This is a genomic window from Gordonia sp. SGD-V-85, assembly GCF_001456905.1.
Classification (GTDB): Bacteria; Actinomycetota; Actinomycetes; order Mycobacteriales; family Mycobacteriaceae; genus Gordonia; species Gordonia hongkongensis.
Map to the genome: position 1 here is coordinate 206,861 of NZ_LNQO01000005.1, position 17,624 is coordinate 224,484.

17 protein-coding genes are annotated in these 17,624 nt (G+C 68.9%); 11 read left to right on the plus strand and 6 right to left on the minus strand.

Features of this window, described 5'->3' with window-relative positions; genetic code table 11:
• The first annotated feature begins 49 nt into the window (after positions 1-49).
• Positions 50-1,558, plus strand: a complete 1,509-nt coding sequence (locus AS181_RS07955) for a glycosyltransferase 87 family protein (RefSeq protein ID WP_058251039.1) — start codon at positions 50-52, stop codon at positions 1,556-1,558.
• A 43-nt stretch (positions 1,559-1,601) separates the two neighbouring features.
• The gene (locus AS181_RS07960) at positions 1,602-4,094 is read left to right on the plus strand and encodes a DNA polymerase III subunit gamma and tau (RefSeq protein WP_058251040.1); all 2,493 of its coding nucleotides are present in this window, start codon (positions 1,602-1,604) and stop codon (positions 4,092-4,094) included.
• A 108-nt stretch (positions 4,095-4,202) separates the two neighbouring features.
• On the opposite strand, the gene AS181_RS07965 is transcribed toward AS181_RS07960, so the two are convergent.
• Together AS181_RS07965 and AS181_RS07970 are read right to left on the minus strand one after the other, a co-directional pair.
• A complete protein-coding gene (locus tag AS181_RS07965) occupies positions 4,203-5,525 on the minus strand; it encodes a class I SAM-dependent methyltransferase (RefSeq protein ID WP_058251041.1) in 1,323 nt (440 codons plus the stop codon).
• A complete protein-coding gene (locus AS181_RS07970) occupies positions 5,522-6,904 on the minus strand; it encodes an FAD-binding oxidoreductase (RefSeq protein ID WP_058251142.1) in 1,383 nt (460 codons plus the stop codon). The genes AS181_RS07965 and AS181_RS07970 overlap by 4 nt, the downstream gene beginning before the upstream one ends.
• Positions 6,905-6,986: 82 nt before the next feature.
• Between AS181_RS07970 and AS181_RS07975 the strand changes: the two genes are divergently transcribed.
• The 8 genes from AS181_RS07975 (at position 6,987) to AS181_RS08010 (ending at position 12,908) form a co-directional block, all read left to right on the plus strand.
• On the plus strand, positions 6,987-7,424 hold the full coding sequence (locus tag AS181_RS07975; RefSeq protein ID WP_058251042.1) for an SRPBCC family protein: 438 nt from the start codon (positions 6,987-6,989) through the stop codon (positions 7,422-7,424).
• Between the two features lie 124 nt (positions 7,425-7,548).
• On the plus strand, positions 7,549-8,469 hold the full coding sequence (locus tag AS181_RS07980) for a pseudouridine synthase (protein ID WP_189340148.1): 921 nt from the start codon (positions 7,549-7,551) through the stop codon (positions 8,467-8,469).
• The gene (locus AS181_RS07985; protein WP_058251043.1) at positions 8,466-8,795 is read left to right on the plus strand and encodes a hypothetical protein; all 330 of its coding nucleotides are present in this window, start codon (positions 8,466-8,468) and stop codon (positions 8,793-8,795) included. Before AS181_RS07980 ends, AS181_RS07985 begins: the two co-directional genes overlap by 4 nt.
• Entirely contained in the window at positions 8,773-9,189 is a 417-nt protein-coding gene (locus tag AS181_RS07990) for a YbaB/EbfC family nucleoid-associated protein (RefSeq protein WP_388028923.1), read from the plus strand. Before AS181_RS07985 ends, AS181_RS07990 begins: the two co-directional genes overlap by 23 nt.
• A gap of 67 nt (positions 9,190-9,256) precedes the next feature.
• Positions 9,257-9,868, plus strand: a complete 612-nt coding sequence (gene recR / locus AS181_RS07995) for a recombination mediator RecR (RefSeq protein WP_058251045.1) — start codon at positions 9,257-9,259, stop codon at positions 9,866-9,868.
• Positions 9,869-9,912: 44 nt separating this feature from the next.
• The gene (locus AS181_RS08000; RefSeq protein WP_058251046.1) at positions 9,913-11,544 is read left to right on the plus strand and encodes an alpha/beta fold hydrolase; all 1,632 of its coding nucleotides are present in this window, start codon (positions 9,913-9,915) and stop codon (positions 11,542-11,544) included.
• A gap of 14 nt (positions 11,545-11,558) precedes the next feature.
• Positions 11,559-12,101, plus strand: coding sequence for a uridine kinase family protein (locus AS181_RS08005; protein ID WP_091344307.1), 543 nt, complete (start codon positions 11,559-11,561; stop codon positions 12,099-12,101).
• Between the two features lie 84 nt (positions 12,102-12,185).
• Positions 12,186-12,908 carry a uracil-DNA glycosylase gene (locus AS181_RS08010; RefSeq protein ID WP_058251048.1) on the plus strand — a complete coding sequence of 241 codons (723 nt, stop codon included), beginning with the start codon at positions 12,186-12,188 and terminating at the stop codon, positions 12,906-12,908.
• A gap of 35 nt (positions 12,909-12,943) precedes the next feature.
• On the opposite strand, the gene AS181_RS08015 is transcribed toward AS181_RS08010, so the two are convergent.
• Both AS181_RS08015 and AS181_RS08020 read right to left on the minus strand, forming a co-directional pair.
• Complete coding sequence (locus AS181_RS08015; RefSeq protein ID WP_058251049.1) at positions 12,944-13,666, minus strand: type 1 glutamine amidotransferase; 723 nt, start codon at positions 13,664-13,666, stop codon at positions 12,944-12,946.
• Positions 13,663-14,964 carry a Mur ligase family protein gene (locus AS181_RS08020; RefSeq protein WP_058251050.1) on the minus strand — a complete coding sequence of 434 codons (1,302 nt, stop codon included), beginning with the start codon at positions 14,962-14,964 and terminating at the stop codon, positions 13,663-13,665. The genes AS181_RS08015 and AS181_RS08020 overlap by 4 nt, the downstream gene beginning before the upstream one ends.
• A 75-nt stretch (positions 14,965-15,039) precedes the next feature.
• On the opposite strand from AS181_RS08020, the gene AS181_RS08025 reads away from it, so the two are divergent.
• Complete coding sequence (locus tag AS181_RS08025; RefSeq protein ID WP_058251051.1) at positions 15,040-16,122, plus strand: alpha/beta hydrolase; 1,083 nt, start codon at positions 15,040-15,042, stop codon at positions 16,120-16,122.
• On the opposite strand, the gene AS181_RS08030 is transcribed toward AS181_RS08025, so the two are convergent.
• A complete protein-coding gene (locus tag AS181_RS08030; RefSeq protein ID WP_058251052.1) occupies positions 16,111-17,103 on the minus strand; it encodes an EamA family transporter in 993 nt (330 codons plus the stop codon). The genes AS181_RS08025 and AS181_RS08030 overlap by 12 nt on opposite strands.
• 75 nt (positions 17,104-17,178) lie before the next feature.
• Positions 17,179-17,541 (minus strand): thioredoxin, encoded by a 363-nt coding sequence (gene trxA / locus AS181_RS08035; RefSeq protein ID WP_058251053.1) that lies wholly within the window; start codon positions 17,539-17,541, stop codon positions 17,179-17,181.
• Positions 17,542-17,624 lie beyond the last annotated feature (83 nt).

Here is a 17,624-nt window from a genome sequence, read left to right on the forward strand (position 1 = left end):
CCGGCGAGTGCGCTGGCGTGCGCGCCACTTTGTGACAGGCTTTCAAATCGTGAATCTGCCCAGGCCGGTTCTTCTCGCAACCGGTTTCGCCGTCGTGGGGGTCATCGCACTGGCACTCCAGGATGTCGTCGTACCCCTGGGCGCCCAATTCTGGGGTTTGCTGCACAACCAGATCGATCTCTCGGTGTATCAGGCGGGTGCCCGGGCGGTCGCCAACGGCGTCAGTCTCTACGACGTCAAGATGATCGGCGACCTGGACTACACCTACTCGCCGTTCTCCGCCTTGCTGTTCAGTCCGCTGGCCTGGATGTCCTTCGACGTCGCCCGCATGTTGTGGTCGGCGGGCATCGTCGTGGCGCTCTATCTGGTGATCATGCTGAGCTTCCGCAGCCTCGGCCGGCCGGTGACCTGGCCGTTGCGCGTGATCGCGGCGTCGCTGGTGGCGGTGGCGATGTTGTTCGAGCCGGTTCGTACGACGATCTGGTACGGGCAGATCAATGTGTTCCTGATGCTCGTGATCGTGGCCGATCTGGCGCGCCCGGACGGTGGACGCCTCAAGGGGTTCTGGACCGGAGTCGCCGCGGGGATCAAGCTGACGCCCCTCATCTTCGCCGGTTACTTCCTCGTGCAACGGAACTGGCGCGCCCTCGCCGGGGTGGTGGGCGGCTTCGCCACCACCATGCTCATCGGGTTCGCCGCCTTGCCCGGGGACTCGTGGTCGTACTGGACGGGCAAACTGTTCGAGTCCGACCGGGTCGGTTCCGCTCAGTTGCGCGGTAACCAGTCCCTGCGCGGCATGCTGGCCAACCACCTCGACACCGACAATCCGCCGACGCTGCTCTGGCTCGCCCTGGTGCTGGCAGTGCTGGCGGTCGGCTTCGCGGTGGCGACGTACGCCCATCGCAAAGGTCAGGAACTCCTTGCCGTCAGCATCGTCGGGATGACCGCCTGCGTGGTGTCGCCGATGTCGTGGGGCCACCACTGGGTGTGGTTCATCCCGATCCTGGTCATCGGAATCCACCTCGTTCTCGACGCCCGGCAGCCGCGGGCACCGCGGGTGTGGGCCGGCGTGGGCGTGGCGGCACTGGTGCTACTCGCGTTCTCGTGGCCGACGCATGTACCGGCGCTGATCCCGGACGGCTATTACACGGGGCTGTACGTCAAGACCCGCATCACGTGGCTCAACTGGTTCACGGTCAGCCCCTATCTGTGGGCCTACCTCGGCGTGCTCGTCGCGACGGTCGTCGGCCTGCGGATGGTCGGCAGCCGTGGCTACTCCACGCCGACGCCCGCCGACCCGATCATCCCGCCCGGCGTCGCGGCTGCGGTGATCGCCGAGGGCGGGCTGCCGACCGGCGATGCGGGCGGCACCGGCAGTGAGGGCACACGACGGCCGGACACGGGTGGCGAGGAGTCCGGGCCGCGCGACTCGCGAGGCACGTCCGGGCACACTTTGCGTCCTTCGGAAGACACCCGCGGGATGGCCGATGACCTGGTCGGAACCGATGGCGAACCCGTCACCGAGACACCCGATCAGGGGCCCGCTGCACCAGTGTGAGGCACACTCATCGACTGTCACGGGTCGCCGGTAGTCTCGACGCGTGGCTCTGTATCGCACCTATCGCCCGGCTACCTTCGCCGACGTCGTGGGGCAGGAGCACGTCACCGATCCGTTGAGCCGTGCCCTGGATTCCGGTCGCATCAATCACGCGTATCTCTTCTCCGGTCCCCGCGGTTGTGGCAAGACGTCGTCGGCGCGGATCCTGGCTCGTTCGCTGAACTGTGTGCAGGGCCCCACCTCCACACCGTGCGGAACGTGTGTCTCCTGTGTGGCGCTCGCGCCGGGGGGTCCGGGCAACCTCGACGTCATCGAGCTCGATGCCGCCAGTCACGGCGGTGTCGACGACACCCGCGAGCTGCGTGACCGCGCCTTCTATGCGCCCGCCGAGTCGCGCTACCGCGTGTTCATCGTCGACGAGGCGCACATGGTGACGAACGCGGGATTCAACGCGCTCCTCAAGATCGTCGAGGAGCCGCCGGAGCATCTGATCTTCGTGTTCGCGACCACCGAACCCGAGAAGGTGCTGCCGACCATCCGGTCGCGCACCCACCACTACCCGTTCCGGCTGCTCGCGCCGCCGGTCATGCGCGGTCTCCTGGAGACGATCTGTGAGCGCGAGGGCGTGACCGTCGCGTCCGAGGTGTACCCGCTCGTCATCCGGGCGGGTGGCGGTTCGCCTCGTGACTCGCTGTCGATCCTCGATCAGCTGCTGGCCGGCGCCGACGACCAGGGTGTCGCCTACGAACGCGCACTCGCGCTGCTCGGTGTCACCGACGTGGCGCTGATCGACACCGCGGTCGACGCTCTCGCCGACGCCGACGGTTCGGCATTGTTCGGCACGGTGGAGAAGGTGGTCGACGCCGGGCACGATCCTCGACGGTTCGCCGTCGACCTGCTGGAACGTCTGCGCGATCTGATTCTGCTGCAGGCTGTTCCGGACGCCGCGGACCGCGGACTCGTCGAGGCGCCGGGTGACCAGCTCGCCCGCATGCGCGCCCAGATCGAGACCCTTGGGCCCGCGTCGCTGACCAGGTTCGCCGAGATCGTGCACAACGCGCTCGGGGAGATGCGCGGCACGACGTCGCCGCGACTCCTGCTCGAGGTGATGTGCGCGCGGATGCTGCTGCCCGCGGTCTCCGACGACGACGCAGCTCTGTTGCAGCGACTCGAACGACTCGAGTCGGGGATCGGCACGACGTCGATCCCGGTACCCGCGAAACCGGCTGAGCCGGAACCGGAACCGAAGTTCGTTCGACCCTCGCAGCGCAAGGCGATGGAAGAGGCCAAGGCTGCCGAGGCATCCGAGCGCGCGGCCGCGGAAGCCGTCGAGGCCGATGCCGCGCAACCCGACACCGGCCGGGTGCCGAAACCGGTGGTCCCGGAACCGGTGGTGTCTGAGCCGGTTGCGCCGGAGATGGTGGTGGAGACTCCTGCGCCGGAACCCGTCATTGCCGAGGCGGTCGCGGCAGGAGCAGCGCCCGAGGCAGTTCATCCTGACTCGACCGGTGTCGCAACGGGTTCGGAGGTCGAGGCCGAGGCCGGGGCCGTGCTGCCCGCGGAGGAGCCCGCCGACGACGAGTCGATGTTCGACGAACTGATCGCCGACCAACCGAATGCCGAGGCGGCAGCGGTCGAACCGGCGACGGACCCGGCGCCGGTCGCTGACGCCTCATCGGACGACGAGACGGCGTCCCTGATCGAGGTGCCCGCCCCGCCGACGCCGACTCAGCCGCCGGCACGGTCCGACCGGACCCCGTCCGCACCCGAACCGCCGTCGCGCCATCGGGACGCGTCCTCGCCCGAACCGGAACCGATTGCCGAACCGGCGTCGAACGCGCCGTACGACGACATCCCGCTGCCCGATGAGCCCGTCGACGAGGACGACGTCCCGCCACCCGACGCGATGCCGGTCCGAGCCCGTCGGCCCGAGCCCGAGCCGGTACCCGAACCGGAGCCCGAGCCCGAGGCGCCCGTCGGGCTCGACGCCGACTCGGTTCGCAAGCGGTATCAGGACATCCGGGCCGCGGTGCGGGAACGGTCGAAGAGTCTCGAGCCGATGCTGTCGGCGGCGGTCATCGCCGACGTCGACGGCACGACCGTCGTGCTCTCGCATCCGGTCGAGGTGCTGGTCGGGCGGTTGTCCGCGCCGCACGCCGTGACGATCATCCGCGAGGCGCTCACCGAGGTCTTCGGCACCGAACTCGACGTGCGTACCGTGCACCAGGCGCCGGGCGCCGCCGCACCCTCCGCCACGTCGACCGCACCGCCGTCGAAGCAAGCGGCCAAGGCGCGGCAGTCGTACTCACGTCCGAGCCGCGCGCGTGACCAGTCGGCGACGCCGGTGCCCGCACCGGAGCCGGTCGCCGAACCGGAGGAGCCCGAGCCGCCACGTGCCGACGAGGACATCCCGCACGACGAACGCGCGGAGATGGTGGCCGATGCACGCACCGGCAGCCCCGAGCAGCGGCTCGACCCCGACCAGGTGGCGCTGGAACTGCTCAAATCGGAGCTGGGGGCACGGCCGCTCGAGTGACCGGGTGCGCTCGGGAAGCTTTGTCTGAAAACTGCCCCGCGCAACAGGTTCGACGACGATATGCCGCGTGTCCGATTTCTGAGGGCGGTTTTCAGAGGCGGGTCGGGCTCAGGCGTCCCACCACGGCCGGAGTGGCACCTGATGGCCGCCGTCCTCGTCGAGTTTGGTGGCGAGCACGTGGTGGAGCTGGATGATGTTGCGGTCGAACCCGATTCGGCAACCGGCCATGTAGAGGCCCCACAGCCGCGCGGTGCCCTCGCCGACCTCGGCCACCGCTTCGTCCCAGTGCTCGACGAGGTTGATGTTCCAGTCGCGGAGCGTCATCGCGTAGTGCTCGCGGAAGTTCTCCTCGTGGATGACCTCCATGCCGCCGATGTCCTGCAGCTTGGAGATGATCTTGCCGGAGCCGGTGAGCTCGCCGTCGGGGAAGACGTAGCGGTCGATGAACGATCCCGCCTTGCTGCGGCTCGCGTTGTCGGGGCGCGTGATGCAGTGGTTCAGCAGCATGCCGCCGGGACGGAGCTTGTCGCGCATGAACCCGAAGTAGGACGGGTAGTTGTGGACACCGATGTGCTCGGTGAGCCCGATGGACGACACGGCGTCGAAGCCGCTTTCGGTGACGTCGCGGTAGTCGCTGTGCCGGACCTCGGCGAACTCGCCGAGCCCTTCGTCGGCGATCGCTTTCTGGGCCCACTGTGCCTGCTCGGCGGACAGCGTCGCCCCGATCGCGTGGACACCCCGACGCGCGGCATAGCGGACCATTCCGCCCCAGCCGCAACCGATGTCGAGGAGGCGGTCGCCGGGCTTGAGGCGGAGCTTCTCGAAGATGAGGCGGTACTTGTTCTCCTGTGCGGCTTCCAGCGATGCGTCGCGTTCCGGGTAGACGGCGCAGGTGTACGTCATCGAAGGTCCGAGCACCCACTCGTAGAACGTGTTCGAGACGTCGTAGTGGTAGTGGATGACCTCGGCATCACGAGACTTGCTGTGCCGCAGTCCTTCCGCAAATCGACGCCAGCGCGGCAAGGCCTCCTGCGGCGGCGGTGCGATCGGCTTGAAGTGATCGATGCCCAGCGACCGCGCGATGTGGGCGAGCGACAGGGGGGAGGGGCGGTGGAACTGCAGGTTGCTGGCCAGTGCCTTCAGCGCGGGGTACGGATCACCGGGGTGCGCGCCGATGAGTTCGAGATCGCCTGCGATGTAGGCGCGCGCGAGTCCGAGATCGCCGGGTGCGGTCACCAGATACGTTGTTCCGCGCGGGGTCTTCAGGTCGAGGCCGTACTGGGCGTCGACGGGTCCGGCGCTGCTGCCGTCGTAGGCGGTGATCCGGATCGACAGGTTTCCGCCGAGGAGTGTTTCGAAGATCTCGGCGAGGGTCATCTTGCCGGCGTGCGAGTCCACACTCGACGCCGAACTCTCCTTGAACGTGGTCATTGGCGTTTCACCGCTTTCGAGTAGAGGTCCAGCAGACGACCCCGCGGGTCGTACCGCTTCTTGAGGAGCCGATAACTCTCTCCGCCGTAGAGTTCGTCGAACTCCTCCGGCGTGTAGAAACTCTCTGAATACAGCGACTTGTGGCCGTCGAGTTCGGCGACCTTGCGTTCGATGGTCTTGTTGGTGTGCCCGGGATCGCCCGGGGTGACCGGCACGGCGGACCAGAAGCCTACATTGACGTACGTGCGTTGCGGGGCAAGGGGATACAGCGGCCAGGGGCGTACCGGATCGGCGCCGGGGAGGGCGGGCTCGCGAAGCCGGAGGGGGCACAGCCAGATCGGTTCGATGGGAATCTCGGAGAGGAACCACTCGACGTAGTCGGCGGTCCGGTCGATGGGAACCTCGATGTCCTGCACGACGCGTTCACCCGCCGGTAGTCCCTTGCGGGCGTTCAACCGGTCGCCGATGTCGAATCGCTGGTCGAGACCGATCAGCTTCCAGTAGAAACTGCTGCGGAGGTACCGCTTCGGCCACCAGCGCCGGATTCGCGGATTCTGTGCGCCGAAGGCGCGTGAGCACCAGAACCAGTCGGTGTCCCAGCGCCAGAGGTAGTCGTGGATCGTCAACCTATCGGTCGTCTTCTGTTGGATGGATCGATAGAAGATGTCCATCCCGGTGTAATCGCTGACCGGTCCGTCCTCGCCGGTCTGGCGGCCGAGCGTCAGATAGGACTCGTTGGCGGAGAACACGACTCCGTCGAGGTAGTCGACCGGTTCGCCGTCGTGCGACTTCGTGGTGACGATCGTGTCCATCGCCGACTGGAGGTCGACGATGCTCGTGAACCGAAGATGGCGCAGTGCCACATACGGCTTCACCGGCTCCAGCTCGATGCGTAACCGCACCGAATAGCCGAGCGTGCCATAGGAATTCGGGAAACCGAAGAAGAGGTCGGCATGTTCGTTGGTGGGCGTCGCGGTCAGGATCTCGCCGTCGCCGGTGAGGATGTCGATCTCGAGAACCGACTCATGGGGCAGTCCGGAGCGGAAGGACGTGCTCTCGATGCCGAGTCCGGTGACCGCGCCGCCGAGGGTGATCGTCTTGAGCTGTGGGACTACCAGCGGTGCGAGGCCGTACGGCAGAGTGGCCGCGACGAGGTTCTCGTAGGTGCACATGCCGGCGACGTCGGCGGTCCGCGCTTCGGGATTCACCGAGATGACCCGGTCGAGCCCGGAGACGTCCAGTCCCGGATGCGGATTGGCGGCGCGCTTACGAAAGAGGTTGGACGTCTTCTTCGCAAGACGCACGGTTGCCTGCGGCGGGATGGCACGATAGCTGGCCAGAAGGTCGGCAACCCCCTGGTCGAATGCCGCTCCCCCCATCTCGAGCCCGTTGGTCACCCGGTTAGCCTAGGACTTGATCAGTTCGCCCGCCAATCGTTTCGTAACTGAGGAGTGTCCAATCGTGGGTCAGGTTTCCGCATCGCAGTCGCTCGACATCGCCGCCGCCCCGGACGCCGTGGTCGGAGCTCTCGCCGACTATGAGGTCGTGCGGCCGGCCATCCTCCCGGAGCAGTACCGCGACTACAAGGTGATCAGCGGCGGCAAGGGCGACGGCACCGTCGTGCACTGGATTCTGCAGGCCACGTCGAAGCGGCAGCGCGACGTGCAGGCGACCGTCAGCGTCACCCCGGACACCGTCACCGAGCGCGACGCCAACTCGACGATGGTGACCACCTACTCCGTCGCGGCATCGGGCAGCGGTTCGCGCGTCACGACCACCACCACGTGGCAAGGGGCCGGCGGCATCGGTGGGTTCTTCGAGAAGACATTTGCGCCGAAGGGTCTCAACCGGATTCAGGCCGAGGTCCTCGGCAACCTGAAGAAGCGCCTCGAGAGCTGACGGCTCGGCATCTCCGACCGCGGCGCTCGATGACCTGCTCACCCGACAGCGTGCGATGACCGGCGCGGGATCGACCGATCCCGTCCGGCGCCGCCGTGGCCGGGCAAGGCCGTCGCCCTTGCCCATGCGCGACGGCGTCGACGCCACGCGCGTGGTGTTGCGTTCGGGGCCGGAGCTGACCGTCGGTCAGGCGCTGCTGGCCGCGCCCGTGCTGGCGGGGCTGACCGCCGACGATCTGGGTCGACGCGCCGCCGCGGGCGAGATCGTCGATGCCGACGGCCGACCCGCGGATCTGGCCGCGCCGTCGAGCCGCAATGTCTCGCTGTACCTCTACCGCGACCTCGACGACGAGATCGCGGTCCCGTTCGACCTGCCGGTGATCCACCACGACGAGAACATCGTCGTGGTGGACAAGCCGCACTTCCTCGCCACGATGCCGCGGGGCCGTCACGTGACCGAGACCGCGCTGGTGCGGCTGCGTCGAGAACTGGGCTCCGACACCGTCTCGCCGGCGCACCGCCTGGACCGCCTCACCGCCGGGGTGCTGCTGTTCACTCTGCGGCCCGAGGTGCGCGCGGCCTATCAGGACCTGTTCGCGTCCCGGACCGCCCGCAAGGAGTACCTCGCGCTCGCGCCGGCCGACGAGGCGCTGGCGTCGACCGTGACCGTGCGGGACCGGATCGAGAAGACCGCGGGCGACCTGCGCGCCCTCGTGGTGGACGGGCCGGTCAACGCCATCAGCGACATCACCCTGACCGAGGTCGTCGGCGGCCTCGGCGTCTACCGAATGGTGCCGCACACCGGCCGCACCCATCAGCTCCGGTTGCACATGGCGTCGCTCGGGGTGCCCATCGTCGACGACCCGCTCTACCCCGACGTGCGGCCGGGACTCGCCGCGCTTCCCGATCACGGGGACTTCACCCGGCCGCTACGCCTGGTCGCCCGGGCGCTGGAGTTCACCGACCCGCTGACCGGCGAGGAGCGCCGGTTCGAGAGCCGACGCCCGGTGGTCGGGATAGGGCCACGATCTACCCTGGCGCCATGACCATCCGCGCGTCCTACGAACGGCATCCCGACCTGGGCTGCGAGGCCGTGGTCTTCATCGACGACGAGTCGCTGGCCTGTTTCCAGATCCAGCGCGATCTGGTCGGCGGGCCGCGCGCCGACGAATACTGCGTCACCACGGGAGCCAGTGCGCCTGTCTACGGCGGGATCACGCAGTGGCGTCGCATCGACGACCGATTCGAGTTCGCGCTCACCGCGCGCGCCGGTCGGCTGTTCGGCGACGAGGTCCTGTCCTTCGAGGTGGCCGCCGTCGAGGAGTCGACCGTCGACGACATCGCCGCGCATGTCGATCGGTTGCTGCGCTGACGCTGCGACTACCCTGGGCCGGGTGACGCAACCATTCGATCCCAGCGCGTTGTTCGGCGGCGGTCAGGGCGGGGAGAACCCGATGGCCGGACTGCTGGCCCAGGCGCAGCAGATGCAGGAGAAGCTCCTGTCGGCGCAGAACGAGATCGCGGCGGCGGAGGTGGTCGGCAGTGCGGGCAACGGGCTCGTGACCGTGACCGGCAACGGCACCGGTGAGGTGACCGCCGTGTCGATCGATGCGAAGGTCGTTGATCCCGACGACGTGGAGACCCTGCAGGACCTGTTGCTCGGTGCGTTGGCCGACCTGTCGGAGAAGCGCGAGCAGCTGGCCAGTGAGAAGATGGGCCCGCTCGCCGGGGGTCTCGGCGGCGGCCTCCCCGGATTGGGCGGCTGAGTACGCCCACCCGCGTACGACGCCGAACGACGAGTAGGAATCCCGGACACCGTGGACGCAGATCAGCATGTATGAGGGACCGATCCAGGACCTGATCGACGAGCTGGCCAAACAGCCGGGCCTCGGTCCGAAGGGCGCCCAGCGCATCGCGTTCCACCTGCTGGCCGGGGAGAAGTCCGACATCGATCGACTTGTCGCCGCGCTGGGACGGGTCCGCGACGACGTCGTCTTCTGCGCGGAGTGCGGGAACGTCTCGGCCAATCGCCTGTGCCGGATCTGTTCCGACGCCCGCCGCGACGCCAGCAAGATCTGTGTCGTCGAGGAGCCGAAAGACGTGCACGCGATCGAACGGACCAAGGAGTTCACCGGGCGCTACCACGTACTCGGTGGTGCTCTCGACCCGTTGTCCGGGATAGGCCCGGATCAGTTGCGTATCCGTGAACTGCTGCGTCGGCTGGCCAATCAGGAAGACGGCGTCGACGTCTCCGAGGTGATTGTCGCGACCGACCCGAACACCGAGGGCGAGGCGACCGCGACCTACCTCCAGCGCATGCTGAAGGACTTTCCCGGCCTGTCGGTCACCCGGCTCGCGTCGGGGCTGCCGATGGGCGGCGACCTCGAGTTCGCCGACGAACTCACCTTGGGTCGTGCACTGTCGGGTCGTCGCATCCTGGCGTGAGGTCGGTGGCCGTCGTACCCGGCAAACCGGACGGCTAGGGTCATGTGGTGATCTCGCGTACTGGGTGGCGTCGTCGTGTCCGGGGTGTTGCAGCAGGCCTGACGGTGGTGGTCGCGGGCGGCCTGGTGGGTGCCGTACAAGGCGTGCAGCCGCCCGAAGCATCCGCTGCGCCGGCGCTCGATTGGCAGGCATGCCCCGCGGTGCACGGCGTACCGGCGACGGTCCGGTGCGCGACGGTCGAAGTTCCGCTCGACCACTCCGAGCCGAACGGCGAGACCATCGAGATCGGCGTGAGCCGTATGCAGGCGCGCGACCAATCCCGGCGTCGCGGTGTCGTGATGGGCAACCCGGGCGGCCCGGGCGGCGACGGCATCGCGATGTTCAGTCAGCTGCGCCCGCCGGCGGCCATGCTCGACGAATGGGATCTGGTGGCCGTGCAGCCGCGTGGTCTGGTGTCGGGCACACCGCTGCGCTGCGATCCGATCACCGGCGACGAGCCCGAACTGATGACGGCGCTGGGCAAGCTGAATCGCGATCGCTGCGAGGCGCGTACGCCGGGCCTCGGGGCGACGCTCACCACCGAGAACACCGCCCGTGACATGGAGGTCGTCCGGCGGCTGCTCGGCGAACCGAAGGTCAGCCTCTACGGCATCTCGTACGGCACCCTGCTGATGTCGACGTACGCGACACTGTTCCCGCAGCGCGTCGACCGGATGGTCCTCGACTCCGGTTTCGACCCGGGCGTGGTGTGGAACAGCCTTCTCTCCGTGCAGACACCCGGCTACAAGGCGCGGGTGCACGAGATGATGGCGTGGATCGCGCGCCACGACCGGATCTACCATCTCGGCACGACGCCACTCGCCGTGTACCGGAAGTGGAGCGACCGGGTCAGTGCCGAGGCCGGTGTGCCGCCATCGCTGCTGGCACCTCCCGCGCAGGTCGGGGACGTGCCGCCGGGCCTGCGGGCGGTCGCGCAGCAGTACATCGCGGGAACCGATCTGACCGCCGACGCGCGTGCCAGGTTCGAGAACCTGGTGTTCACCTTGCTCCGGCCCGGGTCGCTACAGCTGACGTCGCAGCTACTGGTGCTCACCCGCGCGCTCGCTCCTGATCGCAACTCCTGGCCGACGGTGGCGCTGATGACCGCGACCCCCGGCCGGAAGCTGCCCACCCCGGGCCCCGCCGCGCTCGAGGCCGCCCAGGTCTCGCAGGACATGCAGGCCGCGGTCCTGTGCAACGAGAACCAGGTCCCCGCGCAGCCGTCGCTCGGCTTCCAGGCGTTCGTCGCGAACTACGTGACCGGGGATCCGTTCGAAGCGCCTGGTCTCGCCTACGAGTCCGGCCTCGCGTGTGCCGGAGCGCCGGCGCTTGCGCGGCCGGTCGAGATCCGCAACCGCGGGCTGGCGGTGGCGCCCCTGCAGATCCAGAGCGTCGGCGACCCGCAGACCCCGTATCGCGGGTCGCTGAAGATGCGTGAACTCATGCGCAGCCACCTCATCACCGTCGGTGGTGGCGACCACGCGCAGCTCGGTCGCGCCAACAAGCCACTCGACGACGCCATCGTCGAGTACTTCCGCACCGGCCGGACCTCGGTGCAGCGCGTCCCCGAAGCCCCGATCACGGCTCCGCTCACCCGGTTGCCCTCGGCGTTCGCGTCCGGGGCGGCCGGTCGGTGACCCACCCTGATCTGGTGAGCCCGCAGACCCGCGCCCGTGTGACCGAACTGGCCGCTCGCCTCGACGCCGGGATCGTCGCGATCGACGGACCGTCCGGAGCGGGCAAGTCGACGATCGCCGATCTCCTGGTCGCGGACCTGCGCGCTCGGGGAGTCGGGGTGACCCTGGTCCGCACCGACGACTTCGCGACGTGGGACGATCCGGTTGCGTGGTGGCCGGAGCTGGAAACCGATGTGCTGCACCCCTTCACCCGACGACGCGACTACCGGTACCGGCCCCGCGTGTGGCAGGACGGCGTCCCGGCCCCCGGGCCCCGCGTGTGGATCGAGTGGCAGCCGCTCCTGATCATCGAAGGGGTGTCGTCGGCGCGGCGCCGGATCGCCGGCCGCCTGTCCCACGCGCTGTGGCTCGACGGCGGGACCCCGAGCGAACGGCTCGAGCGGACGGTCGCCCGCGACGGCGAGGACGCGCGAGGTCATCTTCAGGCGTGGCAGGAGTTCGAGCGCGGCTGGTTCGGCGTGGATCGCACGCGAGAACGGTGCGTCGTACTGGACTGAGCCGGCTTGGACTGAGGGGTCTCGGACTGACGGTCCCGTCGGCCGACCGGGATGCCGAGCGGACGCCGCGGTTAGTGTCGAGGGATGGCCACCCGACGACGCTTCCGTGATCTGGCGGAGCTCGACGCGCAGCTGATCGAGTGCCGTGCATGCCCGCGCCTCGTCGAATGGCGGGAGTTGGTCGCGCAGGAGAAGCGACGCGCGTACGCCGACGAGGAGTACTGGGGGAGGCCGGTGGCCGGTATCGGTCCGGCGGATGCGCGACTGCTGATCGTCGGCCTCGCCCCCGCGGCGCACGGCGGGAATCGGACCGGGCGCATGTTCACGGGTGACCGCAGCGGCGATGTCCTGTTCTCGGCGCTGTATCGCGCCGGCCTTGCGAGCCAGCCGCTCTCGGTCGCGATCGGCGACGGATTGGAGCTGTTCGACACGCGGATCACCGCACCGGTCCACTGTGCACCACCGCAGAACAAGCCGACGGTCGAAGAGCGCGACACCTGTTCGTACTGGCTGCACGCCGAACTCGAGTTGCTCGCGCCGACGGTCCGTTCCGTGATGACACTCGGTGGATTCGGTTGGCAGTCAACGCTTCGTACCTTCGCGAGGCTCGGCTGGACGGTCCCGAAGCCGATGCCGAAGTTCGGTCACGGTGTCTCCACCACCCTCGTCCGCGACGGTGCCGAACTCGAGGTCTTCGGCTGCTACCACGTGAGCCAGCAGAACACCTTCACCGGACGGCTCACTGTGGAGATGGTCGTCGACGTACTCACCGCGGCGGCGCGGTCGGCGGGGATCGAGAGTGCTTGAGGGAGCCCTCGGTCAGCGGAAGGCCGTCGTCGACGTTACCGACGCCGTCCCGCGGCGAGGCGTTCCCGGCGGAGCCGGTCTACCTCGGGGAGGTCAAGCGGGGCAAGGGATTCGACGCCGAGCGCGGTGGCCAGGAGGTGATCGGCGAGTTCGGGGTTGCGGGCCAGTGCCGGACCGTGCATGTAGGTGCCGATGACGCTGCCCTGGACGACGCCCTCGGTGCCGTCGCCGACGCCGTTGCCCACGCCGTGCCGTACCCGACCCAGTGGGGCCGCGTCGGACCCGAGAGTCGTTCCGCCGCGGTGGTTCTCGAAACCGGTGAGGGACTGTGACAGTCCTGGGAGGGTCGGATCGACGAGCAATTCGCCGATACTCCGCTCCGCCTGGGGCGCCGTCGTGAGATCGAACAGGGAGATGCCGTCGACGCGTTCGCCCGCCGATGTCTCGTACCAGTGGCCGAGCACCTGGATGGCGGCGCAGATGGCCAGCACCGGCCGTCCGGCCGCCGCCGCCTGCTGCAGACCCGGGTAGCGCGTCAGGTGCCGGGTGGCGAGCCGCTGCGCGTAATCCTCGGCGCCACCGAGGGTGTAGACGTCGAGCGAGTCGGGGACCGGATCGTCGAGGGTGATGTGGATGACCTCGGCGTCGATGCCACGCATCAGTGCGCGGCGCTTCAGGACGAGGGCGTTCCCACCGTCCCCGTAGGTACCCATGACGTCGGGCAGGACGAGGCCGATCCGCAGGGTCGATTCGCTCACTGCTCCGCCTTCCGTGATCGTGCTGCGCGTTCCAGGGCGGTGCCGAGATCGCGGAACGCCGTGTAGTTCGCCAGGACCTCGACGCGTCCCGGCGGGCAGGATGCGATGGCGGCCATGGGATCCGGGATGGTGGTGTGTTCGGCGCCCGCGTAGAGCAGCCGGACCGACAGGTCGGCGGCGCGCTCGCCGGCCGCGACGACCTGCATGGTCTCGAATGCCTCGAAGCGCACGTCCCACAACCAGGACAGGTCCTCGCCGTCGGGCACCTGGCCGTTGACCGCGATCACCAGCCCGTCGGCGTCCTGGTCGATCATCGACATCGCTTCCTGCCATCCGGCCGGGTTCTTCGCGAGAAGTGTTCGGATGGAGTGGTTTCCGACCTGGTGGATGCCGTACCGGCCGGCGACCTCGCCGACGGTGCCGACGGCGGCCACCGCGTTGCGCGGGTCGGCGCCCATCGCGACGGCCGCGGCCACCGCCTGGGTCGCGTTGCCGCGGTTGGCCCTGCCCGGCACCGCGAGCTCCAGGGGAGCGCTGAAACCGTCGGGGCCGTAGATGTTCTCGTCGTCGAACCACCAGTCGGGGGTGGGGCGGCGGAAGTTGTCGTCGCCGGTCGACCGCCACCCCTCCTCGGAACGGACGATGGGCTCGCCGGTACGGGGGCAGCTGACGGAATCGCCGACCCAGCTCGCGCCGGCGGCGACCCAGACCACGTCCGGGGCGTCGAAGGCGGCCGACGTCACCAGGACGTCGTCGCAGTTGGCGATCACCGTGGTCTCGGGATGACGTGCGATGCCTTCACGCAGCCGACGCTCGATCATGTTGATCTCCCCGACTCGGTCGAGCTGATCCCGGGAGAGGTTGAGCATCACGAGGACCTCGGGGTCGACGGCGTCGCTGACGTGCGGGACGTGCAGTTCGTCGACCTCGAGCGAGCAGAACGGCGCCGTCCGGCTCAGGGTCAGCGTCGCGATGATGCCGGCGTCCATGTTGGCGCCGTCGGCCTGGGTGGCGACCTCGCCGAGTTCGGCCATCGCGGCCGCGGTCATCCGTGTGGTCGTCGACTTCCCGTTGGTGCCGGTGACGATCGCGGTGCGTTTGCCCGCGGCGAGCCGACCCATGATCTGGGGGTCGATCTTCGCGGCGACCAGCCCGCCGATCATCGACCCCTTGCCCCGTCCCGCGGTGCGCGACGCCCACCGGGCCGCGGCCGCAGCACCCAGGGCGACGGCGGTACGGGCGGGAACACGGGTGTTCGTGCGGGTTGCGGAACCGGCGGAAGAGAGTCGGTCGGGCATGCGCACGAGTGTGTCACAGGCCGATCCGACGGGAGTGGTCGTGCCGTGCGCCGACGCCGCGTAGGCTCGGCGGCTGTGAGTCGCGACACCCATCTGCGCCTGTCCCTGCCCGCCCGAGTGCAACGCGGACTGTTGCTCGCCGTCGCACGAATCCCGGCCGGAGCGTTGGCCGTTCTGGGGCGACGGGCACCGGTCAACTCCGACGGTGAGCGGGTCGCCCCCGAGCTTGCCGCGATCGGCTGGGCCAACGACAACGTGCCCGGGCTGAATCCCTTCCAGGGCGAGGTGGCGCAGTCGCGTGCGCAGACCGACGAGGTCGGCGCCGCCATGGCCGAGGCGCTGCCGCCCATGGCGGTGGAGGAGGACCTCGTCATCGACGGACCCGCCGGCCCGATCCCGGCCACCCGGTATCGCTCCACCACCGACTCGGCCGGGCTGCTCGTCTACTTCCACGGCGGCGGCTTCGTCACCGGCAGCCGGATCAGCCACGACACCTTCGTCCGGCGTCTGGCACATGGCACCGGCCTCGACGTGCTCTCCGTCGACTACCGGTTGGCCCCCGACGCCCCGTTCCCCGCGGCCGTCGAGGACGCGGTGGCGGCGTGGCGCTTCGCTGTCGAGGTGGCGCCGCGGTGGGGTCTCGATCCGGCGCGGATCGTCGTCGCCGGTGACAGCGCGGGCGGAAATCTCGCGACCGTCGTCGCCCGGGAGGTCCGTGGCGAAGCGGTCACCCCGGCTTTCCAGCTGCTCATCTACCCGGTGACCGACCAGGCCGCCGACACACCCTCGCGCCGGGAGTTCGCGTCGGGGTACTTCCTCACCGCCGACGGCATCGGCTGGTTCACCGATCGCTACCTGCCCGACGCCGCGCAGCGGAGCGACCCGCGCTGCTCGCCACTGCTTGCCGACGATCTCAGCGGTCTCCCGCCCGCGCATGTCATGGTCGCCGGCTTCGACCCGCTGCGTGACGAGGGCCTCGCGTACGCGCGCAGGCTCGAGGAGGCCGGCGTGCCGGTCACGGTCCGGCGAGAGGGCGCGATGATCCACGGGTTCGTCAACATGACCTTGATCAGTCCGGGTGCCCGGGCCGCGGTCGACCGTCTGTGCGCGGTGGTGCGCGAGGCCCTTCCGCCGGCCGGGTCCAGCTCAGCCGCCTGAGCGCACCGGTGTTCCGGCGCCCTCCCGAGCGCCCGTCACCGCCGACACGGAATCGGCCGGCGCCGGGGTGGCACTTGGAACGGTCGGGCGCCTACGGGTTCGCGGCCGGGCCATCACCCCGGCAGCGCACCCCGCGACGACAATGACCGCACCGACGATCTCCCCGACGCTGGGGACTTCGCCGAGAACGAAGAATGCTGCCGAGATCCCAACCACGGGCACGAGCAGCGACATGGGCGACACCCGGCTTGCGTCGTTGCGTCCCAGCAGCGTGGTCCACAGACCCGCACCGATGACGGTGCCGAAGATCGCGAGGTAGGCGAGGCCACCCAGGGCACGGAGTCCACTCTCGGTACCGAGCGTGGCGAGCGCGTCGAAGCCGGCGGAGGGTCCCTCGACGATCAAGCTCACCGCATACAGCGGCGGAGTGGCGACGACGGCCATCCACAACGTCATCCGCAAGGAGTCGTCGGGACGGGCGAGTCTGCCCCCGATGTTGCCCGCTGCCCAGCTCAGACCACCGAGCACGGTGAGACCGATCGGGAGCAGAGCGGCCACGCCGAGGTCGCTGCCGCGCATCCGGTCGATCGCGATGACCGCCATGCCGAGGACCGCGACCGCCAGGCCGAGGATCTGTCCGGTCGTCATCCGTTCGCGGAGGAACAGCACGCCGAGCATGACCGTGAAGGGCGCCGAGGTCTGGAGGACCAGCGAGGCGAGCCCGGTCGGCATGCCCAGGTCCATGGCCAGGAACAGCATGATGAACTGCACGCTGCCGAAGCCGGCGACGTACAGCAGGAACCACTTCAGGCGAACTTTGGGGAACCGGACGAACAACATGACCGGTATCGCCATCACCGCGAATCGCATCGCGGCGAGGAAAAACGGCGGGAAGTGGTCCAGCCCGACTCGGATCGCGATGAAGTTCAGTCCCCAGAGCAGGACGACGAACAACGCGAGGAGGCGATCACGAGTGGACATGGCCCCATCGTCGGCGTGGACGATGTGAAGGACAATCGAATTTAACCGGAATAACTATTCAGTTTCTCTGAACGGTTACTCCTGCGCCGCGGCGACCTTCGCCCGCACGTCATCCATGTCGAGCCCCTCGACGGCGCCGATCAGTTCCTCGAGCTGAGCCGCAGGTAGTGCACCGGGCTGGTTGAAGACCAGGATCCCGTCCCGGAATGCCATGAGCGTCGGGATGGAACGGATTCCGAGACTGCCGGCGAGCTGCTGCTCGGCCTCGGTGTCGATCTTGCCGAACACGATGTCGGAGTGTGCTTCGGAGGCCTTCTCGAAGACGGGCGCGAACTGTCGGCACGGGCCGCACCAGCCGGCCCAGAAGTCGAGGAGGACGATGCCGTCCGAGGCGATGGTGTCCTCGAAGGTTTCCAGGGTGATGTCTTGTGATGCCATGCCCCCACCAACGGATCGGACCGCTCGGACATTCCACCCCGGAGGTCATGCCGTGACCCACGGCACCGCCTGACGACGACGTG